The sequence below is a fragment of the Nocardioides ginsengisoli genome (genome assembly GCF_039537225.1).
Classification (GTDB): Bacteria; Actinomycetota; Actinomycetes; order Propionibacteriales; family Nocardioidaceae; genus Nocardioides; species Nocardioides ginsengisoli.
The window spans coordinates 105,897-130,280 of record NZ_BAABAC010000040.1 but is presented as its reverse complement, the minus strand read 5'-3'; the positions used below and the strand labels follow the sequence as shown (position 1 = coordinate 130,280).

Below are 24,384 nucleotides of genomic sequence, written 5' to 3'. Positions count from 1 at the left end.
CCGCGAGCGAGCCGACTCAGACAGCCAGCGCCTGGATCGCCTCGTGGATGGCGAGCGTCCGCTCCGCCGACTCCACGTGCAGGTTCTCGACCATCTTGCCGTTGTAGGTGACCACGCCGGCGCCGCTCGATTTGCGTGCGTCGTCCCACGCCTGGATAAGGCCGCGGGCGTCCGCGACCGCCTGCTCGGACGGCGCGAAGGCGGTGTTCGCGCCCTCGACCTGGCCCGGGTGGATCAGCGTCTTGCCGTCGAAGCCCATCTGGCGGCCCTGCTCGCACTCGGCGAGGAAGCCGTCGATGTTCTTCACGTCGTTGTAGACGCCGTCGATGATCACGATGCCGGCGGCGCGAGCCGCGAGGAGGGCGAGGCCGAGGCCGGTGATGACGGGGCCGCGGCCGGGGACGTGCTCGGCGTACAGCTCCTTCACCAGGTCGTTGGTGCCCATCACGAAGCCGGAGAGGCGCTCCGACGCGGTGGCGATGGAGAGCGCGTTGAGCATGCCGATCGGGGTCTCGACCATCGCCCACAGCGTGGTCTTCTCCGGCGCGCCGGCCGCGGCGAGGGCGTCGACGAGCTGGCGGACCTCGTCGGCGGAGTTGACCTTGGGCACCAGGACGACGTCCGGCCCGGCGGCCGCGGCGGCCTTGATGTCGTCGTCGTGCCACTCGGTGCCGATGCCGTTGATCCGGATGATCAGGTGGCGGCTGCCGTACTCGCCCGACTGGACGGCGGCGGCTGCGGCGGCACGGGCGGCGACCTTGGCGTCGGGGGCGACGGCGTCCTCGAGGTCGAAGATGATCGCGTCGGCGGGCAGCGTCTTCGCCTTCTCCAGGGCCCGCTCGTTCGAGCTGGGCATGTAGAGGACGGAGCGCAGGGGCTTGAACGTGGTCGATTCTTGGCGGGACATGGGTCAGGCCTCCGGGGTCTCGATGGCGTCGTACGTGGCCTTGAGGACGGGGTCGATCGCGGCCAGCTCCTCGGCGAGCTCGACGAGCACGAGGCACTGCTTGAGGGAGGCGTCGTCCTCCATCTTGCCGTCGATCATCACCGCGCCGGTGCCGTCGCCCATGGCGGCGACCACGCGGCGGGCGTGGGCGATGTCCTCGACGCTGGGGGAGAAGACGCGGTTCGCGATCTCGATCTGGACCGGGTGCAGCGACCAGGCGCCGACGCAGCCGAGCAGGAAGGCGTTGCGGAACTGGTCCTCGCAGGCGACGGTGTCCTTGATGTCGCCGAACGGGCCCCAGTAGGGGTAGATGCCGTGGGTCGCGCAGGCGTCGACCATCTTCGCCATCGTGTAGTGCCACAGGTCCTGCTGGAACCGGAACCGGTCGGCGTCGTACCGGAAGCCGCCGTCGGCGTCGCGCGGGGCGTCCTCGCGCACCAGGTAGCCGGGGTGGCCGCCACCGACGCGGGTGGTCTTCATCTTGCGGTCGGCCGCCAGGTCGGCCGGGCCGAGGGAGAGACCCTGCATGCGCGGGGAGGCGCCGCAGATCTCCTCGACGTTGGCGACGCCACGGGCGGTCTCGAGGATCGCGTGGATCAGGATCGGCCGCTCCAGTCCGGCCTTCGCCTCGAGCTGGGCGAGGATCCGGTCGACGTAGTGGATGTCCTCGGCACCCTGCACCTTCGGGACCATGATCACGTCGAGCTTGTCGCCGATCGCCGGCACCAGCGTGGTGAGGTCGTCGAGCACCCAGGGGCTGTCGAGCGCGTTGATCCGGGTCCACAGCTGGGTGGGGCCGAAGTCGGTCGACTGCGCGATCCTCACCAGGCCCTCGCGCGCGGCGACCTTGTTGTCGGCCTTGATCGCGTCCTCGAGGTTGCCCAGCAGGACGTCGACGGTGCCGACCATGGCGGGGATCTTGGCCGCCATCTTCTCGTTGCTCGGGTCGAAGAAGTGGATCGCACGGCTCGGCCGGGCGGGGATCTCGCGCAGCGGAAGCGGGGCTCCGACGGCGAGCGGGCGGAAGAAGTCCTTGGCGCTCTTGTGACTCATGCCCGTCCTCGCTTCGCCCGGCGCGGGCATGAGTCACTGGTGACCCGGTTTTCGATGGTTCGCTCGCTTCGCTCACTCACGGCTCGACAACCTACCGGCGAGTCACCCCGCTCGGGTATGAGACATATCTCGCCTATCCGCGGCGCCGCCACCACCGGCGTCGGTGCGGCGCGGGCGCCGCGACCGATGCCGTACGACGGGCGGCCCGCCGCTCCCGCCACGCGTCCAGGGTCTCCTCGACATCGCGCGGCATGGTGATCAGGGGCGGGCCGTCGACCGGTGTGTACCGGGCGCGGATGACCCGGGCGTTGAAGTCCTCGACGAACGCCCGCGCCTCGCGCTCGGAGGCCAGTTCGTCGAGCGCGGCGTCGAGGGTGGCGTCGTCCTTGCGCAGCTGCAGCGCCGGCGGCAGGACGACGAGCCGCTCGCGTTCGACGAGCCGCTTCACCCACCAGTCCGGGTCGTGCTCCGCGCCGAGGTCGGCGATCGGCTTGCCCGCGCCGGGGAGGTGGTCGAACTCGCCGCGCTCCATCGCCCGCCGCACCTGCAGGTCGACCCACGTGTGCTGCTGCTCGATCCGGGCGCGCGCCGCCGTCTGGTCCCGGTCGGGATCGGGGGTCGGGCGCTCCTCCATGCACCCACTATGCCTCGCCCCTTGCAGCCCCGCCCGGTGCGGAGGATCGTGGAGGAATGCACGCGAAGGTAGGCGATCGCCTGGTCGTGGAGGCCCACACCGACTCGACGCACCGCCGCGAGGCGGAGGTCATCGAGGTCCGCGGCGAGGACGGCGGCCCGCCGTACCTGGTGCGCTGGGACGACGGCCACGAGTCGCTCGCCTTCCCCGGCGCCGACGCCCACGTGGTGCCGGCTCAGTCCTGACCCAGGTCGTCGCGCACGAAGTCGGCGACCAGCGGCGCGAGCGTGTCCGCGCTGGTGACCAGTCCGAGGTGCCCGTCGTCGTAGACGTGCAGTCGCGCGTCGGGGAGCAGCCGCGCCATGATCCGCGCGTTGACGAGCGGGATGATCGGGTCGTCCGCGCCGGCGAGGATCAGCGTCGGCTGCCGGATCAGGGGCAGCGCCGGCAGGCTCGACCAGCCCGCGCCGGCGAGCAGCTGCAGCAGGTAGCCGCGGCGCGAGCCGACCCGGGAGTGCGCGTGCATCAGCCGACGTACGTCGTCGGGCCGGTCGCGCATCTGCCCGCCGTAGAGCTCGGCTGCGACCTGGACGGCGTAGTCGGCGTCCCGGTAGCGCTGCGGCGTCACCATCTTGCGCAGCACGCTCGGGGGTGCGGGGACCATCAGCGACCCGGTCGCCGTGCTCACCAGCACCAGCCGGCGACAGCGGCGCGGCTGCTGGAAGGCGATCTGCTGGGCGAGCCCGCCGCCCCACGAGATGCCGAGGACGTCGTACCGGTCGAACCCGAGCGCCGTCATCATCCGCCCCACGCCGAGGGTCAGCAGCGCGAAGTTGTAGGGCAGCCTGGGATTGGGGGAACCGCCGACGCCGGGCACGTCGAAGCGCACGACCCCGATCCGGGGGTCGAGCGCGTCGACGAACGGCTGCAGCAGGTCGAGGCTGGCCCCGATGCCGTTGCACAGCAGCAGAGGCGGGCCGGGCTCGGTGCCGGGGCGGACCGCGGCCCGGATCTCGTGCCCGAGAACGGTCAGGTTGCGCAGCTCCAACGGATGCGACCTCACTTGTCGAAGACGTAGGTGCCGGGGGCCTCGGCGAGCGGCTGCAGCCGGGTCGAGCCGAGCTCCTTCGGCGCGGGGACCCGCTCGCCGCAGCGCTCCTCGAGCCAGCCGGAGACGTCGTTCCACCAGGTGCCCTGGTGCGTCTCGGCGCCCTTCAGCCAGGCCTTCGGGTCGGCGCCGTGCTCGTCGTTGGTGTGGAAGGTCGCCTTCGGGTTGCCGGGCGGGTTGACCAGGGCGGCGATGTGGCCGCTGGTCGAGAGCACGAACCGGGTCTCGCCGCCGAGCAGCTGCGTCGTCCGATAGCAGTTCTCCCAGGGCGTGATGTGGTCGGCGATGCCCGCCACGACATAGCTGTCGACGGTGACCGCGCCCAGGTCGATCGGGACGCCGAGCACGGTCAGCACGCCGGGCCGCGTCAGCTGGTTCTCCATCGCGAGGTCGACGAAGTCGGCGTGCAGCCCGGCCGACATCCGCGTGGTGTCGGCGTTCCAGAACAGGATGTCGAAGGCCGGCGGCTTCTTGCCGAGCAGGTAGTTGTTGACCCAGTAGTTCCAGATCAGGTCGCTCGGCCGCAGCCACGCGAACACCTCGGCCAGCGCGCGCCCGTCGAGGTAGCCCTTGCGGGCCGAGCGCGCCTTCGCCAGCGCCGCGAGCTTGGGGTCGCTGAGCGCGGAGACCGTGCCGGCGCCCGCGTTGTCGATCACGGTGACGGCGAGGACGAGCGCGGCGAGCCGGTCCTGCTGCCCGATCCCGGCGAGGTACGACGCCACGATGCTCGCCAGGATGCCGCCCGAGCAGATGCCGCCGAGCACGGTCCGCGCGCTGCCGGTGATCTCCTCGACCGCCTCCAGCGCGTCGAGGATCGCGCGGACGTAGGTCTCGAAGTCCCACGCGGCGTGGCGGGCGTCGGGATTGCGCCACGAGATGACGAACATCTGCCGGCCCTGCTGGACGCTGTGCTCGACCAGGCTGCGCCCCGGCGCCAGGTCGACGGCGTAGAACTTGTTGATCGTCGGCGGTACGACGAGCACCGGCACCTCGGTGACCTCGTCGCCCTGCGGCCGGTACTGGATGAGCTCGAGCACGTCAGTGCGGAACACCACGGCGCCCTCGGTGGCCGCGACGTTCTCGCCGAGCGTGAAGCCCGACGTGTCGACCATGTCGGGGATCCGCGGCGCCGACGCCAGGTCCTTCACCAGCTGCGCGCCGCCGCGGGCCAGGCTCAACCCGGCGGTGTCGATGACGGCCTTCGCCGACGCCGGGTTGACCAGCGGGACGTTGCTCGGCGACATCGCCTCGACCACGTTCTCCAGCAGGAAGCGGACCCGCTTGCGGTCGCGCGGGTCGAGGTCGGCGTCGTCGACCAGCTGGTCGATCGTCTGACCGCTCGCGAGGTAGAGCTGGACCAGGCGCCGCAGCAGCGGGTTCTCGGTCCACGCCGGGTCGGTGAACCGGCGGTCGCCGCGGCGGGGGGCGAGCTGGGAGGTCCCGACGGCGACCCGGGCGGCCTCGCCGGCGAGGGCGCCGAGCCGTCGTACGGTCGTGCGGGGGCTGCGGGCCAGCGACACCGCCCAGCGCGCGGTGGAGCTGTCCGGGACGAACCGGCGGACGGGGCCGAGGGCCGCGTCGACGAGCAGGACGTCGAGCGGGGCCGCGGTCTCGGCGAGCTGCGTGGCGGTCGAGGAGGTCATGCGACAAGCCTCCGCCGGTTCGGGGCCTGGCGCTTCGGCTGTGTGCACCGAGTTCGGGTGGGGATCGGTGTGCACGTGCACAACGGAGCCGCTCGCCCTACCTTGGCCCTGTGGCGCAGCGCACGCAGGAGGCCGATGTCGAGCCCGAGGTCCGCGATCTGAGTCGTCGGCTGCTGCCGGAGGTCGCCGAGCTCGGCGTCGCGATGGCGGAGCGGATCCGCGACGAGATCCCGGCGTACGCCGACGGGGAGCTGGTCGGCTTCGACGACGTCGTCGCCTCGTGCACGGCCAATGTCGACTACATCCTGCGGGTCCTCGCCGGCGACCCGGACGCGAGCCTCGACAGCCCGCGCGCGACCGGCATGGCCCGCGCCGAGCAGGGGATGCCGTACGCCGCCGTGCTCGCGGCCTTCCGCCTCGGCGGGCGGTTCATCTGGGAGGTGCTCGTCGCGCGCGCCGAGCCGGAGGTGCGCGACGTCCTGCTCCGCGCGGCCGCCGACGTGTGGGCGGTCAGCGACGACCTCGCCGCCTATGTCACCGAGTCCTACCGCGGCGCGCTCGCCGACAAGGCCCGCCGCGACGGCCAGATGCGCTCGGTTCTCGTCAGCACGCTCCTCGACGGCGACGACAACGGCACCAGCCAGCTCTGGGAGACCGCCGGGATCCTCGACCTCGGCCGCACCGGGCCGTTCGTCGTCGTCTCCGCCGAGTGCCCGACGCCCGGCGAGGAGGGCCTGCCGGACGTCGAGCGGGTGCTGCGCCGGACCAATGCCGCGTCCGCGTGGCGGCTCGACCACGACCACCAGGAGGGCGTCGTCGCGCTGCGCGTGGGCTTCGGCGCCGACCACCTGCTCGCCGTACTCGGCCCGCTGGCGCGGGCGCGGGTCGGCGTGAGCACGGTGCTGCCGCGGCTCGAGGACGCCCAGGAGGGACGGCGCCAGGCGCGCGTCGCCTGCGCCTCGGCGACCCCCGGCTCGCGCGACGTGCTCCGCTTCGGCGAGCACCCGCTCGCCGTCCTCCTGGCGAGCAGCACGGACCAGGCCCGGATGCTCGTCGACGCCGTCCTCGCGCCGGTGCTGGCGCTGCCCGCCGACGACCGGGCGGTCATGATCGACACCGCCCGGGCCTGGCTCGCCGCCGGCGGCTCGACGTCCGCCGCCGCGCAGCAGCTGCACGTCCACCGCAACACCGTCCGCTACCGGGTGCGGCGGATGGAGGAGGTCACCGGCCGCGACCTGGCGCGCCCGGTCGACGCGGCCGAGCTGTACGTCGCGCTGGAGTGCGCGCGGATCCTCGGTCTCGGGTAGCACCGGACGTTCGGGTCGCGAAATCGCCTGTTTAGCGACCACAACGTCCGGTACGACGGTGAGTCGGGGCTAGAGCGAGACGTCGGCGCGGCGCGGGTCGCACCACGGCGCGGTGGCCGGCACGCGCGAGAACTGCTCGTCGTACAGGCGCTTGTAGAGGCCGCCCGCCACCAGCAGCTCGTCGTGGCTGCCCTGCTCGACCAGTTGTCCGTCCTCCAGGCCGAAGATGACGTCGGCGGAGCGGATGGTCGAGAGCCGGTGGGCGATCGCGATGGTGGTGCGCGACCGGGTCGCGCGCTCGAGGGCCTCCTGGACCAGCCGCTCGGTCTCGTTGTCGAGCGCCGACGTCGCCTCGTCGAGGATCAGGATCGCCGGGTCCTTGAGCAGCACCCGCGCGATCGCGAGCCGCTGCTTCTCGCCACCGGACAGCCGGTAGCCGCGCTCGCCGGTGATCGTCTCGTAGCCCTCGGGGAAGCTCATGATCCGGTCGTGGATGTTGGCGTCCCGCGCGGCCTGCACGATCTGCTCGGGCGTCGCGCCCGGGCGCGCGTAGGCGATGTTGTCGCGGATCGTGCCGTGGAAGAGGTAGGGCTCCTGGGTGACCATCCCGACCGCGTCGGCGAGCGAGGACAGGGTGAGGTCGCGGACGTCGTAGCCGTCGATGAGGACGGCGCCCTCGGAGACGTCGTAGAACCGCGGCACCAGGTAGGTCGCCGTCGTCTTGCCGCTGCCCGACGGGCCGACGATCGCGGCGAGCTGGCCGGGCTCGACCACGAGCGAGACGTGGTCGAGCGCCCAGCCGGCCTGGACGGCGGCGTCCTGGGCGGCCTCGTCGGCGTCCCCGGCGGACTCGGCGGACTCGTCGATGCGCACGCCGCTCTCGCCGAACCGGTCCTGGTGCGCGGTGCCCGACAGTGCTCGCGGCTCGGGATAGCGGAAGCGGACGTCGCGGAACTCGACCCGCCCCTTCAGCTGGTCGGGGTCGAGCGCGACCGCGCCGGGACGCTCGGTGATCGCGGGTTCGAGGTCGAGGTACTCGAAGATCCGGCGGAAGAGGGCCAGCGACGTCTGGACGTCGAGCGAGACCCGCATCAGCTGCAGCAGCGGCATCTGCAACCGCCCCTGCAGGGTCGTGAACGCGACCAGCGTCCCGGCGGTCAGCGCGTCGGCGCCGACCGGGAGCTTGCCGGTGATGATCCAGCCGGCGACCAGGTAGATCAGTGCCGGCGTGATCGCGAAGAAGGTCTGCACGACGGCGAAGAAGGTCCGGCCGGTCATCGCCTGCTCGACCTGCAGCCGGGTCTGGCGGCGGTTGGCCTCGCGGTAGCGCTCGACCTCCGACTCGGCGCGGTTGAATACCTTCGCGAGCAGGATCCCGCTCACCGAGAGGGCCTCCTCGGTGATGGCGGTCATCTCCGACAGCGACTCCTGGGTGCGCCGGGCGAGCCGCTGGCGGCGCCGTCCGACGCGCAGCTGCAGCAGCACGAACAGCGGCATCAGGATCAGGGTCAGGATCGTCAGCTGCCACGACAGCACGACCATCGACACGAAGGCCGCGGTCACGGTCACCGTGTTCTGCACGATGGTGGTGGCCGTGTCGGTGAGGACGGTGCGCACGCCGGCGACGTCGTTGGCCAGCCGGGACTGGATCGCGCCGGTCTTGGTCGCGGTGAAGAACGCGAGCTCCATCTTCTGCAGGTGCTCGAAGAGGTCGCCGCGCAGGTCGGCCATCGCGGAGTTCCCGACGGTCGACGTCAGCCAGTTCTGCCCGATGCCGATCAGCGCGGTCACCACCGGGATGACGCACATCCCGACGACCAGCCAGACCAGCAGGTGCAGCCGCGGCGGGCCGCCGTGGAGCGGGAAGAGCGCGTCGTCGAAGACCGCGCGGGTCAGGAACGGGACCACCGACGTCAGCGCCGCCGACGCCACGACCGCCACCAGGACGAGCCCGATCTTGGCGCGGTAGGGCCGCAGCAGCCGCGCCACGCGGGGCAGCACCGGCTCGCGCCGGCGCAGGTCGGTGGGGTCGAGGTGGGTGATCACGGGACTCGGTCTCACTGCGTCTCCCTGGCCGAGCGTGTCTCCGGCGCAGAGGGGGGCAGCGAGCTGCCGGCGGCGCCTCCCGCCGCGCTGCCGGCCGTTCCCTCCCACCCCGCGCCCCAGCGGCCGCGGTGGACCACCTCCTGCCACGGCGTACGACGGCGCCGGCTCGCCGAGCCCTGCGCGCCGGTCGCCCGGTCGGCCGGGTGGCCGATCGTGATCGCGCCGATCGGGTGCGGCGCCTCGGCGTCGTCGGTGTCGACCAGACCGAGCGCCTCCTTCACCGCGTCGACCCGGTGGGGGACCAGCCCGAAGAAGCAGCAGCCGAGACCGGCGTCGATCACCGACTGCAGGATCAGCAGCGAGGCCATCGCGGTGTCGAGGTGCCAGTACGGCATCGCCCACCGGCTCTCGTCGTGCTCGTGCAGGCCCGCCCGGCGCTTGTCCGGCTCGGCGTAGCGGTCGAGGTAGGCGTCGCGTCGACCGCACGGCACGACCACCACGGGCGCGCTCATCATCCCCGCCAGCCAGCGGTCGGGGGAGCGGGTGTCGGCCTGCGCCTCCCAGAACCCGCGGACCGTCTCCGGGGTGTCGAGGACGACGAACGCCCAGCCCTGCGAGAAGCCCGCGCTCGGCGCCCGGGTCGCGTGGTCGAGCGCCCGCTCGAGCACCGCCGGGTCGACGGGGTCGGAGGTGTAGGCGCGCGTCATCCGGCGCCGTCGTACCACCTCGGTGAAGTCCATCGGGGCACATCATCCCACCCGGTCCCTGAGCCGGACGGCCGGTCGTGTGCTGCTCCCCGACCTAGGTAATTGAGGTAGGCGAGTGAGCGCCTAAGGCAGTTGCCCGATGTGCGGGCCTACCTCAGAGGACGAGTCTCTACGTCATGAGCAGCGACTACTTCCTCAACGCAGAGAACAACTACCGCCGGCAGCGGGTCACCCGCGAGATGGCCGCCAGCCGGGCCGGGCGCTCCCGCACCTCGTGGCTGCGCCGCATCGCGGCCGCCGACCCGAGCATCGAGCGGCGCTCCCGCTGACCACGATGTCGGCGCGCGGCACCATGATGGTGCCCGTGGCCGCACACAGCAGCCTGACCATGGTCGGGCGGGACGACGAGCTCGCCGAGGCGAGCGCGGTGCTCGACGCCGCCGTCAGCGCCGCCGAGACCGGTACGACGCACCGCGTCGTGCTTCTCTCCGGCGACGCCGGCGTTGGCAAGACGCGCCTGCTCCGGGCGCTGCGCGACCACGCGCTCGAGCGGGACTGGCAGGTGCTGGCCGGGCACTGTCTCGACTTCGGCGAGAGCGCCCTGCCCTACCTGCCGTTCAGCGAGGTGCTGGGGCGGATCGCGGCCGCGCGGCCCGAGCTGGTCGACGCGGTCGCGGCGCTGCACCCGGCGCTCGCCCGCCTGCAGCCCGGACGCCGCACCCGCGCGGCCGGCGAGGGCGAGGGCGACCGGGTCCTGGCGGTCGACCGTGGCGACACCTTCGAGGCCGTCCACGCGCTCCTCGAGACGGCCGCGGCCGAGGCGCCCGTGCTGCTGGTCGTCGAGGACCTCCACTGGGCCGACCAGTCGACGCGCGACATGCTCGGGTTCCTGTTCACCCGGCCGTTCACGCAGCCGGTGGCCATCGTCGCGTCCTACCGCTCCGACGACCTGCACCGCCGTCACCCCCTGCGGCGGCAGGTCGCGGAGTGGTCGCGGCTGCCGCAGGTGGCCCGGTTGCCCTTGGCGCCGCTCACCGAGCCCGACGTCCGTGCGCTGGTGCGCGAGCTCGCCCCCACCGGGCTCGACGCCCGCGACGTCGCCCGGATCGTCGAGCGCGCCGAGGGCAACGCGTTCTTCGTCGAGGAGCTCGTCGCCTCCGGCCACTGTCGCGACCTTCCTGACGACCTCGCCGACCTGCTGCTGGTCCGGCTCGACGGTCTCAGCGACGCCGCGCGCCACGTCGTACGGGTGGCGTCGGTGGCGGGGCGGCGGGTCACCCACGACCTGCTCGCCGCGACGGCCGACCTGACCGCCGACCAGCTCGACGACGGCGTCCGCCAGGCCGTGGAGATGAACGTCCTCGAGGCCGGCGGCCTCCACTACTCCTTCCGTCACGCGCTGCTCGGCGAGGCGGTCTACGACGACCTGCTGCCGGGTGAGCGGGTGCGGCTGCACGCCCGCTACGCCGCCGCGCTCGCCGACGTGTCCGGGCTCGGCACCGCCGCCGAGCTGGCACTCCACGCGCGGCGTGCCAACGACCTCGACCAGGCGCTCGTCGCCAGCATCGAGGCCGGCGACGAGGCGATGGCGGTCGGCGGGCCCGACGAGGCCGCCGGCCACTTCCAGCAGGCGCTCGAGCTGCTCGAGGACGCCGCCCGCGGCGACCGGCTCGGCGTCGACCGCTCCAAGGTCGCGGTCAAGGTCGCCGACGCCCTCACCTCGGGCGGCGACGCGCTGCGCGCCAGCCAGCTGCTCGCTGCCCAGCTCGCGGAGGTCGCCCGTGGGCCCGAGGGCTCGCCCGACCCGGCTCGCGCCCGGATGCTCAGCAAGTACGCCGACATCCTGATGATCATCGAGACCAGCCTCGACCCCGTCGCGCTCTCCGAGGAGGCCGTCGCGCTCAGCCCCGAGGGCGAGAGCATGCTGCGGGCAAGGGTGCTCGCCACCCACGCGCGGATCCTGGTCAGCTGCTACCCCGAGCGCGCCGACGAGGCCGAGGCGCTCGCCACCGAGGCGCTCGCGCTCGCCGAGAAGCTCGCGATGCCCGTCCTCACCGCCGACATCGTCACCACCGTCAGTGGGCTGCGGGTGCGCATCGCCGAGGGCGGTGAGCAGGACCAGCTGCGCGAGGCCCTCGTGGCCGCGGTCGAGCACGCGGCGTCCTCCGACGCCTTCGACGCCGAGCTGCGCGGGCGCTGGCTGCTCGGCCGCTCCTACCAGGACAGCGGCGACTGGGACCTCGCGGTGCGCTGGTTCGAGTCGGCCCTCGAGCGGGCCGACCGGCCCGGCCTGATCTGGGCGCCCTATGTCATTGACTCGCGCTGGCAGCTGACCTGGATCCGCTACATCGTGGGCGACTGGGACGACGTCCTCGCGCTCGTCGCCGCGGTCGACGGCCAGCCCGGGCCGGCCATCCCGCGCGGGCTGATCGTGCCGGCGCGCTACGCCGTCCTCACCGGGCGCGACACCGGAGCCGCCGAGGTGCGCGACGGGCTCGCCCGGCTCCGCCGCCTGTGGCGCGACGAGGGCGGGGTCGCCGTCTACGCCGCCGGCGTGGAGATCGAGGCCGCCGCCGTGCGCGGCGACGCTGCCGCCGCGCTCGCCGTCTACGACGAGGTGGTCGACGTGCTGTCGGTCATCTGGCGCGAGTCGTTCGGCGCCCGGACCCGGCTCGCCGCCGCCGTGCTCGGGGCGGTCGCCCGCGGGGAGCCGAGCGCCAGCGCGGCCGAGCGGCGCGCGCTCCTCGCCCGCGCCGACGGCCTCCGCGCCGTCGGCGACGCGGTCGTCGCGTGGCACCGCGAGCACGGCAGTCCCTGGGGGCCCGAGGGGCAGATGTGGGAGGCGCGCCTGCACGCCGAGCACCTGCGGGTGCGCTGGCTGGCCGGCGATCCCGGACCGCGCGAGGAGCTGCTCGACGCCTGGTCGACCGCGCTCGCGACCGCCCTCAAGCTCGGACACCTGCCCGAGGAGGCCCGGATCCGCGCGGCTCTGGCCGAGATCCTGCGGCTCGTCGGCGAGCCGGCCCGCGCCCGTGAGGAGGCCGATGCCGCCCGGGCCATCGCCGACCGGCTGGGTGCGCCCGCGCTGCTCGGCGACCTCGCCGATGCCGCGCCGGCGCCGGCCGCCGCGCCCGAGACGCCGCGGGCCGTCACGCTGACGGCGCGCGAGCTGGAGATCCTGGCGCTGGTCGCCGAGGGCCGCTCCAACGGCGAGATCGGCAAGCAGCTCTTCATCAGCACCAAGACGGTGAGCGTCCACGTGTCCAACATCCTCGGCAAGCTCGGCGCCGCCGGCCGCACCGAGGCGGCCGCGATCGCTCGCCGCGACGGCCTGTTGGGCTGAGGTGCGACCGCGTAGCGTCGTCCCCGTGACGACCGACGCGGCTGCTCCCCACGACGATCTCGACGACCCCGACGACCCCGACGACCCCGACAACCTCGACGACACCCTGGCTCTGACCATGCGCCGGTTCGGGCGGTCCTCGGTGGTCGGCGGCGGCGGGCTGCCGCGGGTGCCGCGCGCCGTCCTGCCGCCGGGGCCGCGGTGGCCCGCCCTGGCGCAGACCGTGGCGCTGATGCGCTTCCGCCACCAGCTCCACCCCTGGCTGCAGCGCCGGTACGGCGACGCGTTCACCCTCCACCTGGTGCCCGGCGGGCGCCCACTCGTGCTGTTCACCTCGCCGGAGGTCACCAAGGAGATCTTCGCCGGCGACCCGGAGGTCTTCCACGCCGGCCGCGGCAACGCCATCCTCGGCCCGATCATGGGCGAGCACTCGCTGCTCCTCCAGGACTCCACGGCCCACCACCGCGCCCGCAAGCTGCTCATGCCGGCCTTCCTCGGCCACGCGCTGCGCGGGTACCGGTCGATGGTCGCGGAGGTCGCCGCCGACGAGCTGTCGGGTTGGCAGGAGGGCGAGACCTTCCGCGCGCTGGAGCGGATGAACGCGCTCACCCTCGAGGTGATCCTGCGCGTGGTCTTCGGCGTCACCGACGAGTCGCGGCTCGCGCAGCTGCGGCCGGCCGTCAACCACACCGTGGAGATCAGCCCGGCGATCCTGCTCGGCTGGGCGTACCCGCGCCTGCAGCGGCTCGGGCCGTGGCGTCGCACGGTCGACAACCAGGTGGCGCTCGACCGCCTCATGTACGCCGAGATCCGCGAGCGCCGTCGGGCCACCGACCTCGCCGAGCGGACCGACGTCCTGTCGCGGCTGCTGTCGGTGCACGACGCCGACGCGGCCGACGGCGAGGGCGGACTCTCCGACGTCGAGCTGCGCGACCAGCTGGTCACGCTCCTCCTCGCCGGCCACGAGACGACGGCGTCCGCGCTGTCGTGGGCACTCGTCGAGGTCGGTCGCAGCGCCGACCTGCGCGCCCGCGCCCGCCGCGCCGCCGACGAGGGCGACGACGCCTGGCTGGAGGCCGTCCTCAAGGAGTCGATGCGCCTCCACCCGATCATCCCGATGGTCGTGCGGACCCTGATGAAGCCCGCCACCGTCGGCGGCCTCGACCTCCCGGCCGGCACCACCGTCGGCCCGTCGATCATCGTGAGCCACCACCGCGAGTCGAACTTCCCCGACCCCGAGGTCTTCCGCCCCGAGCGCTTCCTCGGCGCCCCGAGCGAGGTGCCCGCGCTCCACGTCTGGATCCCGTTCGGCGGGGGTGTGCGGCGCTGCATCGGCGCGGGCTTCTCGCTGATGGAGGGCGTGGAGGTGCTGCGCGAGGTGTTCCGCCGGTACGACGTCGAGGCCGTCGGCACCGACGTTCCCAAGGTCCGCAACATCACCAGCGTTCCTCGCCGGGGTGCGCGGATCCGGGTGCGGGCGCGGGGCTGAGCTCGCCGGGGTCCTCGGATTCTTTGGCGTCGCCCGGATCGAGCGTCGCGGCGACCTCCTCGAACAGGTCGGCGTAGTCGGCGTAGCGGCTGCGCGCCACCGCGCCGGTCAGCGTCACGCCGATGCCCCCACCTGCGCCGGGGACGTCGATGAGCCAGGCCCACTGCTCGGCGACGACGTCGACGCCGCGCGCGCGGTAGCCCAGCCGGTGGTAGACGACCGCGCGCCCGTTGAGCTCGAAGCGGTCGTCGTCCTCGATCTCGAAGGCGTCGAGCTGCGCCGCCAACGCGGCCACCGCCTCGGCCCGCCAGGTGGCGAGGTCGGTGTCGACGGGCGTCGTCCGGACCACCAGCTCGGGGCCGTAGGCGGCGCCCAGCTCGCCGGTGCGTGTCGGCGGGCGCGCGAGCAGCACCAGCCCGTGCTCGGGATCGGAGCGGGTCGTCCAGTGCCGCGGGACGCCGATCGTGACGGTGTGGGTCTGCGGGTGGGTGTGCCGACGAGCCGGCGCGTGCGAGTGGGTCATGCGCCCTCGTGTGCGCCGCCCGGAAGGCCCGCAAACATGGGCGTTCGCGGCCTGTGGACGACCGCGTGAATCAGGTGCGGCTTCCGACATCCGCCCGGTCGACGCGGGCGGCCGAGCCGCCCGCCGGGCGCACGCCGGGCGCACGCCGGGGGTGCTGTCGGTGGTCGCACCTAGCGTCAGTGCATGGCTATCGCACGCAACCCGCAGTTCGTCCTCGACTGTCCCGACCCCGCCGTCCTGGCGGACTTCTACGCCGGCCTCCTCGGCTGGTCGGCGAAGTCCGATCCCGACGGGACGTGGGCGACCGTCCACTCCGGCGACCACCACATCCACTTCCAGCGCGTCGACGACTACCGCGCGCCGCAGTGGCCGGGCCAGGACGTGCCCCAGCAGCTTCACCTCGACGTCGACGTCGACGACCTCGATGCCGGTGAGGAGGCGGTGCTGGCGCTCGGCGCGACTCGGCACGAGCACCAGCCCGGCACCAGCTTCCGGGTCTTCCTCGACCCGGCGGGGCACACCTTCTGCCTCTGCCTGAGCTGAGCCCGGCGCGCGCGGGAGGCGCGCGCCGAGCGAGGGTCAGTGTGCGAAGGCCTCGCGCACCTGCTCCTCGTCGAGCCCGTAGTCGGCGAGGTCGTAGCGGTGCGACGGCCGGGCCTTGCCCGAGCGCGACTCCGCGTCGATCCGGGTGACCTCCTCGCGCGCAGCGTCCGACCAGTCGATGCCGAAGGCGCCGTAGATCGCGCCCACCGTCCCGACCGGGTCCTGGACGAACTCGCGGTAGTCGACGTCGAAGAACTGCGCGGCGTCGTACTTCTGGCGCGAGGTCCAGAAGGTGTGCCACGAGCGCGACAGCATCTCCATCTGGGTGCGGCCGATGGTCTCGCCGACGAAGGTGGTGCTGGTGTCGACGGTGGCCTCGGCGGTGAGCGAGCAGGCCGAGGCGATCGAGGTGACCGGGTCGCGCTGGGTCATCACGACGAGCGCGTCCGGGTAGACCGTCATCAGCGCGTCGAGCGCCACCAGGTGCGAGGGGTTCTTGAGGACCCACCGCTTGTCGGTGTCGTTGAGGCCGATCAGCTGCAGGTTCTGCTTGTGGCGGGCGTAGGCGTCGGTCCAGTCCTGCTCGGCGAGCCACGCGGAGTACCGCGGCACGTTGGCGAGCGACTCGTAGGAGATCGACTTGCCCGTCTGGCGCAGCAGCCGCCAGCACTCCTCGACCGAGGTGGCATCCATGTAGTGGATCCCCATGAACTCGGGGTTGGTGACGTGGTGCTGCTGGAAGGCGCCCTGCATCGCGTTGAAGACCGGGTCGGCCTCCCAGGTGTCGCGGGGCGGGCGCGGCTGGGGGAACTCGGTCAGCCACGCCTCGAGGCCCTGGTGCGCGGGGTCGGCGGCGAGCAGCCGGTGCAGCGCGGTGGTGCCGGTGCGCGGCAGGCCGACCACGAAGATCGGCCGCTCGATGGCGACGTCCGCGTGCTGCGGGAACTCGGTGAAGCGTGCCTCGGTCATCAGCCGCCCGACCAGGGCGCTCTTGACCTGCGCCCGGTGGAAGTAGTTGCCGACCGGGGTCAGCCCGGCCTCGGCCGAGGCGAGGTCCTCGACGAGCAGGCGCAGGCCCTCCTCGTGCGCGGTACCGCCGAAGTCGCTGAGCCCGGTGGTGCGGACGGCGGCCTCGGCGATGTCCTCGTAGGAGCCGACGTCCGCGCGCCGGCGGGGACCCTCAGTCGACATGGAACTCGCCGCAGTCGACATTGAGCATCACGCCGGTGACCGCCGAGGCCAGGTCGGAGGCGAGGAAGAGCGTCGCCTGCGCGACCTCGTCGGGCGTGGCGAGCCGCTTGAGGTCGGTGGGCGCGGCCTTCTCGGCGTACACGTCCTCGTGGGTGCGGCCGGACTCGCTCGCGATCCAGTCGAAGTAGGCCTTGTTGACGTCCTCGTAGATGTACGACGGCGCGACGCTGTTGACCCGGATGCCGCGCGGTCCGAGCTCGGTGGCCAGCGACGACGCGAGGTGCTTGAGCGTGCCCTTCGACAGCTTGTAGCCGGAGTACTCCGGCTGGCTGCTGTAGACCACGCAGGAGTTGATCATGATGATCGAGCCGCCCGGCTTGTCCTCGGTCGCGGCGAGCGCGTCGGCGAAGAGGGCGGAGAGGCGCAGCGGCGCGAAGACGTTGGTCTCGTTGGCGTTGCGCAGGCCCTCGAGGTCGAGCGTGCTGATCGGGTCCATCGGCGGGATGCCGAAGGCGTTGTTGATGAGGCAGTCGACGCGGCCAAACTCGTCGAGCGCGGCCTCGACGAGCCGCTTGCGCTCGTCCTCGTCGGTGATGTCGGTCGGTACGACGAGTGCCCGGCGCCCGTAGGACCGGACGGTCTCCGCCATCTTCTCCAGCCGCTTGGGCGTCCGGCTCGCGAGCACCAGGTCGGCGCCCATCTTGGCCGCCTCCTCGCCCAGCGAGCGACCCAGACCCGGCCCGACGCCGGACAGCACGATGACCTTGTCGGTCAGCAGATCCACCATGACGGCACACTAGAACGTGTTTCAGTTTTAGGGAAGGGTTTGGTCGATCCGGACCGGACGGCTGAGACAAACGGCGGTCCATCCCCTCGTCGGGGCGGCTCAGGGCAGCAGCGCCTCCGGGCGGAACCGCGCCCGGATCGGCTCGTCGACGCTCACCGTCTGCCCCTCGGCCCAGGAGCCGAGCTCGACAGAGGCGCCCTCGCGCAAGGCGTAGGCGACGACGGTGATCGGGTCGAGCTCGATGCGCCAGCAGCCGGGATGCCGGCCTCGGCGTACTTGTCGACCTTGATCACGCGGTCCTTGCGGCGGGTGCTGGGCGAGGCGACCTCGATCACGAGGACGGCGGCCGAGGCGGGCTGCTCCTTCGCGGTCCAGGTGACGCGGCGTTCGTCCAGGGGCCGTGGGTCTCGGGGTTGTGGTCGACGACGAGCGTGCCGTCGAGGATCTCGACCTGCCACCCGGCCGGGAAGCGGGCGAGGTCGTCGGTGGTCCAAGGGGGATGGCAGTCGGTTGCGGCATGGGCCAAGGCTCACCCGGCAACGCGTCAGGCCCGATGAGGGTGAGGCGGAGCTGTGGAGAAGACGGACCGCGCCGGCCCCCTGTGGGCGACAGGTGGCCGGCGCGGTGACGGTTGGGAGGGGTGGGCTCAGCTGATCATCCGGCGGGCGACCGCCCGCTGCCGCGCGGCGATCCGCTCGGCGTAAGCGTCGGCGGAGAGCCCGGCCCCGGCGGCCGACGAGCCGAGGCGCGTGGCCACCGACGCCACCGGCACGACCTCGACGGTCGGCCCGTCCGCGGCGGTCAGCGCGCGCGAGACCTGCTGCCAGCGCAGCATGATCGGACCGGTCCGGTGGCCGGTGGTCTCCAGCCAGTTCGCGGTCGGCGCAGCAGCCCCGTCGACGACGCCCGGAGGCTGCTCCGAGATCACGAACCGCAGCATGCCGTCGTCGTCCGCCACGGCCTGGGCCTTGGTGAGCGAGGTCTGGTGCGTCTCGTAGTCGGTCGAGGCGTACCAGTCCGAGCCGATCTGGATCGCCTGGTAGGCGGCGTCGTCGCAGCGCGGGACGGTCACGATCATCGCCTCGTCGTGGGCGAGCTCGTAGTGGCCGATCGAGGAGTACTGCGACGACAGGCCGCCCGGCGTGGAGGCGGGGACGGTCAGGGTGTTGACCGGCTCCTTGAACTGGAAGAAGTGCGGGAAGGCGAACCAGGTCTGGATCGAGCCGACCAGCGACCGTGCGGCGACGTCCCACTTCTTGCGCAGGGTGTCCTCGGTGAGCGGTCGCCGGGCCCGGCCGATGGTGTCGACCCGCTCGATCTGCAGGGTCCCGCGCGACTCGTTGTCCCAGTCGTTGAAGACCTCGCGCACGATCAGCGTCTTCGCGCCCGGCTCGGCGACATAGGTGAACGAGAACGAGCCGTCCGGCCCGATCTCGAGCTCCCGGTCGTCGAACGCCATGAGCGAGGTGGCGGCGGACGTGGCGTTGTAGGTGCCGCCCATGACCTGGAAGGACAGGTCGGCCGACGTGCCGCGCCGCCCGCTGACGACGTACGTGACGCCCTCGCGCAGGTAGGCGTGGAAGTAGACGGCGTCCGGGTTGTCGAGCCCCTGCCGCGAGAACTGGTGCGTCGGGTTGATGAAGAGCGGCTGCTCGAGGTCGTAGTCGAAGGCGGTCTGCATCGCCATCCGGACCCGGCCCGCGAGGTAGTCGTAGCCCTCGAGCCGGTCGGCGTCGGTCTTGATGAACGGCGCGTTCGCGATCAGCTCCTCGGCCTCGGCGACCGCCTCCTGGAAGGCCTTGGTCAGGCCGAGCGCCTCGCTCACGAGCCGACCTTGGCGATGATGCCCTCGGCGTACTGCTCGAGGTGCTTGATCTTGGTCTCGAGCGGCTCGGTGTCGGGCCCCTTGATGTAGGGCACCCGGAAGCCGACGATGCAGTCGGTGACGCCCTTGTCCTCGAGGCGCTTGACGCCGTCGAGGGTGTAGGCGTCGTAGGAGATCACGTGGACCTCGAAGTCGTCGCGGGTGTCGCCCTCCTCCTTGCGGATCTCGGCGAGCCGGGTGAGCAGGCGGTCGAGCTCCTCGCCGTCGCCGCCGGCGTGCATCCACCCGTCGCCCTTGCGTACGGCGCGCCGCAGCGCGGCGTCCGAGTGCCCGCCGACGAGCAGCGGGATCCGCTCGGTCGGCGCGGGGCACTGCTGCAGCGGCTCGATGTCGAAGAACTCGCCCTGGTAGCCGAAGAAGGTCGGCTCGTCGCCCGGCTGGGTGAGGCCGCGCAGGATGTCGATGCACTCGTCCATCCGCTTGCCGCGCTTCTCCCACGGCACGCCGAGCGCGGCGAAGTCCTCGGGCCACGGCGAGAGGCCGACGCCGAGACCGAGCCGGTTCTTCGACAAGAACGCGAGCGAGGAGGCCTGCTTGGCGACCAGCACCGGCGGGCGGATCGGCAGCTTGAGGACGAACGGCGTGAGCCGGAGCTTCTCGGTGACCGCGAACAGGTGCGCGCAGAGGATGAACGTCTCGATGAACTCCTTGCCGAGCAGGAACTCGCGGTCCCCGGTGTCGGTGTAGGGATACTTCGAGTCGGACTCCTGCGGGTAGATCAGGCTGTCCGCGATGGTCATCGAGGTGTAGCCGGCGGCCTCGCAGGCCTGGGCGAGCGGGGCGTAGTAGTCGGCGTGGGTCATGCCCTCGGCGAAGGAGAAGCGCATGCCTGCAGACTAGAACGCGTTCTAGAATTGTGCCAGGGTACGTCCCATGGCAGCGACCAAGCCGAAGCCCGACGGCCTCGACAAGCCGATCGTCGCGAAGATCATCAAGTACGGCGCGAAGGCCAACGTGGCGCTCTACCGGCTGACCAACGGCCGCATCGGCGCGACGTGGCGGATCGGCGCCGGCTGGAGCAAGCCGGTCCCCGTGCTCCTGCTCGACCACGTCGGGCGCCGGAGCGGCACCCGGTTCACGACGCCGCTGCTCTATCTCGCCGACGGCCCGAACCTCGTGATCGTGGCCTCGCAGGGCGGGCTGCCGAAGAACCCGCAGTGGCTCCACAACCTCACCGCGAACCCCGACACCACGGTCGACCTCCCGCGCGAGCGCGGTCGCGCGGTGCGCGCCCGGGTCGCCGGACCGGACGAGCGCGCCGCGCTGTGGCCGCGCCTCGTCGAGCTGTACGCCGACTTCGACAACTACCAGGCCTGGACCGACCGGGAGATCCCCGTCGTCGTCCTCGAGCCCCGCTGACCGAGGAGTCCCGTGGACCTGCAGCAGCTGATCGACCGCGCCGAGATCGCCGACGCGCTCACCCGCTACACCCTGTCCGTCGACGAGGGCGACTTCGACCGGCTCGACACGGTGTTCACCCCGGACGCGCGGATCGACTACACCGAGAGCGGCGGTGTCGCCGACGTCTTCCCGGTCGTCAAGGCGTGGCTCGCCGAGGCGCTGCCCGGCTTCTCGACGCACCGGATCCACATGCTCGGCCAGATCTCCTACACGTTCGCCGACGGCGGCGACGAGGCCGCGGTCGCGGCCTACTTCCACAATCCCATGCGGATCGCTGACGGCAAGGGCGGCGAGCGCGTGGTCGAGGTGGGCGGGCTCTACCGGCACACCTTCGTGCGCACCGACGCGGGCTGGCGCTCGCGGCAGCTGCACGAGCAGGTCGTCTGGACACGCGGTTTCTGATTTCCTGGGGCGGCCCTGGACAATGGCGGGGTGAGCGACCAGCAGCAGCCTCGGCCGGAGCGTCCCGTCCTCAACGGACTGGTGGCGCTGGCAGCCGTCGCGCTGGGCGTCGGCCTGGTCCTCGCGCTGGTCGCGATCGTGGGCGCCAAGGTGCTCGGCATCGGCGGCTCCGACGGCGGCTCGGCCGCCGACGCGACCGTCCGGCAGTCGCTCTACCTGCCGACGCCCACCGAGACCGACGAGGGCAGCGGCCCGCTCATCACGCTGCACACCCAGGAGCCCGACAGCTCCGACGGCGCGGCCACCACCGAGCCGACCGACACCCCGTCGAGCGAGGCGACCTCCGAGTCGCCCAAGGCCGGCCAGATCTCGCTGCAGGCGGTCAACACCGCGGTCGCGTCGGGCGAGCGCATCTACATCTCGGGCATCTACCCCGGCGGCGAGGGCGCGATCCTGTGGGTCCAGCGCTGGCAGGACGGGGCCTGGGTCGACTTCCCGGCGAGCGTCGGCGTCACCAACGGCACCTTCTCGACCTACATCTTCACCGGCGTCAGCGGCGTCAACAGGTTCCGAGTGATCGACCGCGACAACGGCACCACCAGCAACGACATCCGCGTCCAGGTCGGCTGAGCAGTCGAGGCATCCGCCAACCGGCGTAGTTCCTCTGTGCCTTGTGAGAAGGCCTTGCTTGGTGGCTGACGACCACCGGGGGACCATGGGACGACGGCTCGGGCCGCTCTGACCTCATGGGGAGGCGCGATGCCGGCGGAGCGTGGGTCGACCGACGACGAGCTCGACCTGTGGCTGCACGTCCAGGCGGGCGACTTCGACGCGGCGTACGCCGTCGCGACCCGGCTGCTCATCATGAGCCGCGACCGGGTGCAGTGCGGCCGGGTCGAGGCCGTGCTCGGGCTGATGATGCAGCGCTCCGGCCTGATGGCCGACGCGCGCGACCGGTTCGCGCGCGCCGCCGAGCTGGTCGGCGACTCGGCGCCGGACCGCGCGCTGGTGCTGGCGTTCGGGTCGCTGTCGAGCGTCCTCGGCGGTGACCTCGACCGGGCCGAGGCGGAGGCGCTCGAGGCCGACCGGCTCGGCACGGCCAGTGGTGTCGAGATCGCCGTCCGGCAGGCGCGGACCACGCTCGCCGCGGTCCACCTCGGGCGGGGAGACCTGGCGACGGCGCTGGCCGAGGCGACCGATGCGACGTCGTACGGCAACGAGGGGGTGGGCCAGGCGGAGTACCGCTCGACCGCGCACGTCGTCCTCGCCATGGCGCTCGCCGAGCTGGACCGGATGGACGAGGCGCACGCGGCCATCGCCCGCGGCGTCGCCCTCACGCAGCAGGAGGGCGACACCGGCCAGCTGTCCTGGTACCTCGCCTCGCAGGCGATGCTGCACTTCCTCGACGGCCACTGGGTCGACGCCCACGACGAGGCGACCCGCTCGGTCGTGTGCGCCGACCGCACCGGCGCCCTCGCGGCGCGGCCGCTCGCCTGGGGCGTCGCCGCCTGTGTCGAGGGGCTGCGCGGCGACGTGGCCACGGCGCGCCGGCTGATCGCGCTGGCCCGGTCGCACCGGCTCGGACCGGGCGCCGGGCTGGGCGAGGAGTGGGTCGCGCTGGCCTGCGCGGCGACCACCCAGGACCCCCGGGAGCGGTACGACGCCCTCTGCGACGCCTGGTTCCGCCTGCGCGGGATGCCGAGCCTGCTCGCCTGGAAGGTGTTCGCCCACCCGCTCGTCGTCCTCGCCATGGCGCGCGGCGACCGGGCGCTCGCCGAGGTCGTCAGCGCGCGGGTCGGGGAGGCCGCCGACCGAGCCGGTACGGCGAGCGCGCGGGCCACCGCGCTCTGCTGCGCCGCCACCGTGGCCGGTGACCCGGTCGCCCTGGCCGAGGGAATCGACCTGCTGCGCACCGTCGGCCGCCCGCTGCCGCTGGCCTTCGGCTGCGTCGCCGCCGCCCAGACCGCGCTCCGCGGCACCGACCGGGTCGCCGCGCTGCACGAGGCGGCGGCCGTCTTCCACCGGCTGGGCGCGACGGTGTGGAGCGCCGAGGTGGCGCGGCTCCTCGTCGCCGTGGCGGTCGACGACGCGCCCGCCGCGCCCGGTGGGCCGTGGCACCTGCTCAGCCCCGGTGAGACCCGCGTGGTGCGGCTGGCGATCCAGGGGCTGTCGAACGGCCGGATCGCCGCCGAGCTCGGCACCTCGCCGCGGACCGTCCAGAGCCAGCTCGCCACCGCCTGCCGCAAGTGCGGCGTGGCGGGGCGGGTGCAGCTGGCGGGGCTCTTCGCGGCTAGTTGAGCAGCGTCGCGACGTCGGACGGCTCGGGCTCGCGGCCCCGCATCCAGTCGAAGGCCGAGCGGACCCACGAGGGAGTCCGCCGGGCGGCGGGCGCGGCGACCGCGGCGAGCAGGTCGGCGACCTGCTGGGCGGCGTCGTGGGTCGAGGTGCCGGGACTGGCCAGCCCGACGGCGTACGCCAGGCGGAGGTTCTCGTGCTCGACCAGTCGCGCGCCGAGCGGGGTCGCCGCCTCCTCGGTGACCAGGCGGTAGAGCGCGGGCGAGTGGCGCAGGGCGGCGCGGTGGGCCGACTGCAGGGTCTCGCGGGCGCTGGTGACCTCGCCGAGCTCGAGCGCCAGGTCGAGGCTGCCGCCGATCAGGGTCGCCCACTGTTGGAAGAGCGCGCGGACCAGGTCGTCGCGGTCCGCGAACACGGCCCGGACGTCGGGGTCGTCGTGGTCGATCCGGCCGGCGTCGACGATCCGGCGCAGCACGCTGTGCCGGCGGTGCACCTCCTCCCAGCGCAGCTGTGTCTCGGAGCGACCGAAGTCGGGGGCGGGATGATGGTGCATGGCGGGAGCTCCTCGTCGTCAGGTGGTGTGCCGACGGTCCTCCCGCCGCGCAGACGCCGGCCATCCGCCAACTGGCTGATCTCCGGCGGCCTCAGGCGTCGCGGTCGAGGCCGTGCCGGTGCAGCAGCGAGGTGAGCTGGACCCGTGAGCTGACGCCGAGCTTGGCGTAGACGTGCGACGCGTGGGTCTGCACGGTCCGTGGCGAGATCACCAGCCGGGCGGCGATCTCGGGATTGGTCAGCCCCTGCGCCACCCGGCGCGCGATCTCGCGCTCGGTGCCGGTGAGCAGCGACCAGCCGTCCGGGACGCGCGGCGCCGGCTCGGCCTCGTCGGCCGGGAGTCGCATCAGCGCCTGCCCGGCGCGCGCCAGCCACGGCGTGGCCCGGAGCCCGGTGAACGCCTCGGCCGCCTCACGGACGGCGGCCCGCGCGTCGCCCCGATGGCCGCGGGCGCCGAGCAGCAACGCCGCGTCGAGGCAGGCGAGCCCGTGGGCGAAGGGCCGGTCGGCGCGCCGGGTCGCGGCCATCG

General features: G+C 72.9%; 24 protein-coding genes. 10 read left to right on the top strand and 14 right to left on the bottom strand.

Going from position 1 to position 24,384, the window contains the following annotated elements:
* Positions 1–16 precede the first annotated feature (16 nt).
* From AB4880_RS21155 to AB4880_RS21145, 3 genes are all read right to left on the bottom strand, one after another.
* Positions 17–907 carry an HpcH/HpaI aldolase/citrate lyase family protein gene (locus AB4880_RS21155; protein ID WP_367921191.1) on the bottom strand — a complete coding sequence of 297 codons (891 nt, stop codon included), beginning with the start codon at positions 905–907 and terminating at the stop codon, positions 17–19.
* Between the two features lie 3 nt (positions 908–910).
* Positions 911–1,999, bottom strand: coding sequence for an HpcH/HpaI aldolase/citrate lyase family protein (locus AB4880_RS21150; RefSeq protein ID WP_367921190.1), 1,089 nt, complete (start codon positions 1,997–1,999; stop codon positions 911–913).
* Between the two features lie 133 nt (positions 2,000–2,132).
* On the bottom strand, positions 2,133–2,633 hold the full coding sequence (locus tag AB4880_RS21145; protein ID WP_367921189.1) for a DnaJ family domain-containing protein: 501 nt from the start codon (positions 2,631–2,633) through the stop codon (positions 2,133–2,135).
* A 56-nt stretch (positions 2,634–2,689) separates the two neighbouring features.
* Between AB4880_RS21145 and AB4880_RS21140 the strand changes: the two genes are divergently transcribed.
* The gene (locus tag AB4880_RS21140) at positions 2,690–2,878 is read left to right on the top strand and encodes a DUF1918 domain-containing protein (protein WP_367921188.1); all 189 of its coding nucleotides are present in this window, start codon (positions 2,690–2,692) and stop codon (positions 2,876–2,878) included.
* Here AB4880_RS21140 and phaZ read toward each other — a convergent pair.
* Entirely contained in the window at positions 2,869–3,681 is an 813-nt protein-coding gene (gene phaZ, locus AB4880_RS21135; RefSeq protein WP_367921187.1) for a poly(3-hydroxyalkanoate) depolymerase, read from the bottom strand. The genes AB4880_RS21140 and phaZ overlap by 10 nt on opposite strands.
* 11 nt (positions 3,682–3,692) lie before the next feature.
* On the bottom strand, positions 3,693–5,384 hold the full coding sequence (locus AB4880_RS21130) for a PHA/PHB synthase family protein (protein ID WP_367921186.1): 1,692 nt from the start codon (positions 5,382–5,384) through the stop codon (positions 3,693–3,695).
* Between the two features lie 110 nt (positions 5,385–5,494).
* Between AB4880_RS21130 and AB4880_RS21125 the strand changes: the two genes are divergently transcribed.
* Positions 5,495–6,691 carry a PucR family transcriptional regulator gene (locus AB4880_RS21125; protein WP_367921185.1) on the top strand — a complete coding sequence of 399 codons (1,197 nt, stop codon included), beginning with the start codon at positions 5,495–5,497 and terminating at the stop codon, positions 6,689–6,691.
* 69 nt (positions 6,692–6,760) lie between these two features.
* Here the strand turns inward: AB4880_RS21125 and AB4880_RS21120 are convergent, their stop codons facing one another.
* Positions 6,761–8,752, bottom strand: a complete 1,992-nt coding sequence (locus tag AB4880_RS21120; RefSeq protein WP_367921184.1) for an ABC transporter ATP-binding protein — start codon at positions 8,750–8,752, stop codon at positions 6,761–6,763.
* Positions 8,749–9,477, bottom strand: coding sequence for a nitroreductase family protein (locus tag AB4880_RS21115; RefSeq protein WP_367921183.1), 729 nt, complete (start codon positions 9,475–9,477; stop codon positions 8,749–8,751). The genes AB4880_RS21120 and AB4880_RS21115 overlap by 4 nt, the downstream gene beginning before the upstream one ends.
* 143 nt (positions 9,478–9,620) lie before the next feature.
* Between AB4880_RS21115 and AB4880_RS21110 the strand changes: the two genes are divergently transcribed.
* From AB4880_RS21110 to AB4880_RS21100, 3 genes are read left to right on the top strand one after another with little or no spacing between them, the layout of a single operon-like run.
* Positions 9,621–9,773: a hypothetical protein gene (locus AB4880_RS21110; protein ID WP_367921182.1), complete on the top strand. Its 153-nt coding sequence runs from the start codon at positions 9,621–9,623 to the stop codon at positions 9,771–9,773.
* A gap of 35 nt (positions 9,774–9,808) precedes the next feature.
* Positions 9,809–12,787 (top strand): helix-turn-helix transcriptional regulator, encoded by a 2,979-nt coding sequence (locus AB4880_RS21105; protein WP_367921181.1) that lies wholly within the window; start codon positions 9,809–9,811, stop codon positions 12,785–12,787.
* A 25-nt stretch (positions 12,788–12,812) separates the two neighbouring features.
* The gene (locus AB4880_RS21100) at positions 12,813–14,276 is read left to right on the top strand and encodes a cytochrome P450 (RefSeq protein ID WP_367921180.1); all 1,464 of its coding nucleotides are present in this window, start codon (positions 12,813–12,815) and stop codon (positions 14,274–14,276) included.
* Here the strand turns inward: AB4880_RS21100 and AB4880_RS21095 are convergent.
* The gene (locus AB4880_RS21095; protein WP_367921179.1) at positions 14,224–14,799 is read right to left on the bottom strand and encodes a hypothetical protein; all 576 of its coding nucleotides are present in this window, start codon (positions 14,797–14,799) and stop codon (positions 14,224–14,226) included. The two genes, AB4880_RS21100 and AB4880_RS21095, sit on opposite strands and share 53 nt — an antisense overlap.
* 183 nt (positions 14,800–14,982) lie before the next feature.
* On the opposite strand from AB4880_RS21095, the gene AB4880_RS21090 reads away from it, so the two are divergent.
* Positions 14,983–15,342 (top strand): VOC family protein, encoded by a 360-nt coding sequence (locus AB4880_RS21090; protein ID WP_367921178.1) that lies wholly within the window; start codon positions 14,983–14,985, stop codon positions 15,340–15,342.
* 36 nt (positions 15,343–15,378) lie between these two features.
* Here the strand turns inward: AB4880_RS21090 and AB4880_RS21085 are convergent, their stop codons facing one another.
* From AB4880_RS21085 to AB4880_RS21070, 4 genes are all read right to left on the bottom strand, one after another.
* Positions 15,379–16,533, bottom strand: coding sequence for a sulfotransferase family protein (locus AB4880_RS21085; RefSeq protein WP_367921177.1), 1,155 nt, complete (start codon positions 16,531–16,533; stop codon positions 15,379–15,381).
* Positions 16,523–17,320, bottom strand: coding sequence for an SDR family oxidoreductase (locus tag AB4880_RS21080; protein ID WP_367921176.1), 798 nt, complete (start codon positions 17,318–17,320; stop codon positions 16,523–16,525). Before AB4880_RS21080 ends, AB4880_RS21085 begins: the two co-directional genes overlap by 11 nt.
* Before the next feature lie 646 nt (positions 17,321–17,966).
* Positions 17,967–19,145, bottom strand: coding sequence for a hypothetical protein (locus AB4880_RS21075; protein ID WP_367921175.1), 1,179 nt, complete (start codon positions 19,143–19,145; stop codon positions 17,967–17,969).
* Complete coding sequence (locus tag AB4880_RS21070) at positions 19,142–20,032, bottom strand: TIGR03619 family F420-dependent LLM class oxidoreductase (protein WP_367921174.1); 891 nt, start codon at positions 20,030–20,032, stop codon at positions 19,142–19,144. Before AB4880_RS21070 ends, AB4880_RS21075 begins: the two co-directional genes overlap by 4 nt.
* 46 nt (positions 20,033–20,078) lie before the next feature.
* Between AB4880_RS21070 and AB4880_RS21065 the strand changes: the two genes are divergently transcribed.
* The 4 genes from AB4880_RS21065 (at position 20,079) to AB4880_RS21050 (ending at position 23,306) form a co-directional block, all read left to right on the top strand.
* Positions 20,079–20,564, top strand: a complete 486-nt coding sequence (locus AB4880_RS21065; protein ID WP_367921173.1) for a nitroreductase family deazaflavin-dependent oxidoreductase — start codon at positions 20,079–20,081, stop codon at positions 20,562–20,564.
* Positions 20,565–20,576: 12 nt separating this feature from the next.
* Positions 20,577–21,008, top strand: a complete 432-nt coding sequence (locus tag AB4880_RS21060; protein ID WP_367921172.1) for a nuclear transport factor 2 family protein — start codon at positions 20,577–20,579, stop codon at positions 21,006–21,008.
* Positions 21,009–21,038: 30 nt separating this feature from the next.
* Entirely contained in the window at positions 21,039–21,638 is a 600-nt protein-coding gene (locus AB4880_RS21055; RefSeq protein ID WP_367921171.1) for a hypothetical protein, read from the top strand.
* A 129-nt stretch (positions 21,639–21,767) separates the two neighbouring features.
* The gene (locus AB4880_RS21050; protein WP_367921170.1) at positions 21,768–23,306 is read left to right on the top strand and encodes a LuxR C-terminal-related transcriptional regulator; all 1,539 of its coding nucleotides are present in this window, start codon (positions 21,768–21,770) and stop codon (positions 23,304–23,306) included.
* On the opposite strand, the gene AB4880_RS21045 is transcribed toward AB4880_RS21050, so the two are convergent.
* Both AB4880_RS21045 and AB4880_RS21040 read right to left on the bottom strand, forming a co-directional pair.
* Complete coding sequence (locus AB4880_RS21045; protein WP_367921169.1) at positions 23,299–23,856, bottom strand: hypothetical protein; 558 nt, start codon at positions 23,854–23,856, stop codon at positions 23,299–23,301. The two genes, AB4880_RS21050 and AB4880_RS21045, sit on opposite strands and share 8 nt — an antisense overlap.
* Before the next feature lie 91 nt (positions 23,857–23,947).
* Positions 23,948–24,384, bottom strand: a 437-nt coding sequence (locus tag AB4880_RS21040) for a helix-turn-helix transcriptional regulator (protein WP_367921168.1), incomplete at its 5' end; no start/stop codon positions are given.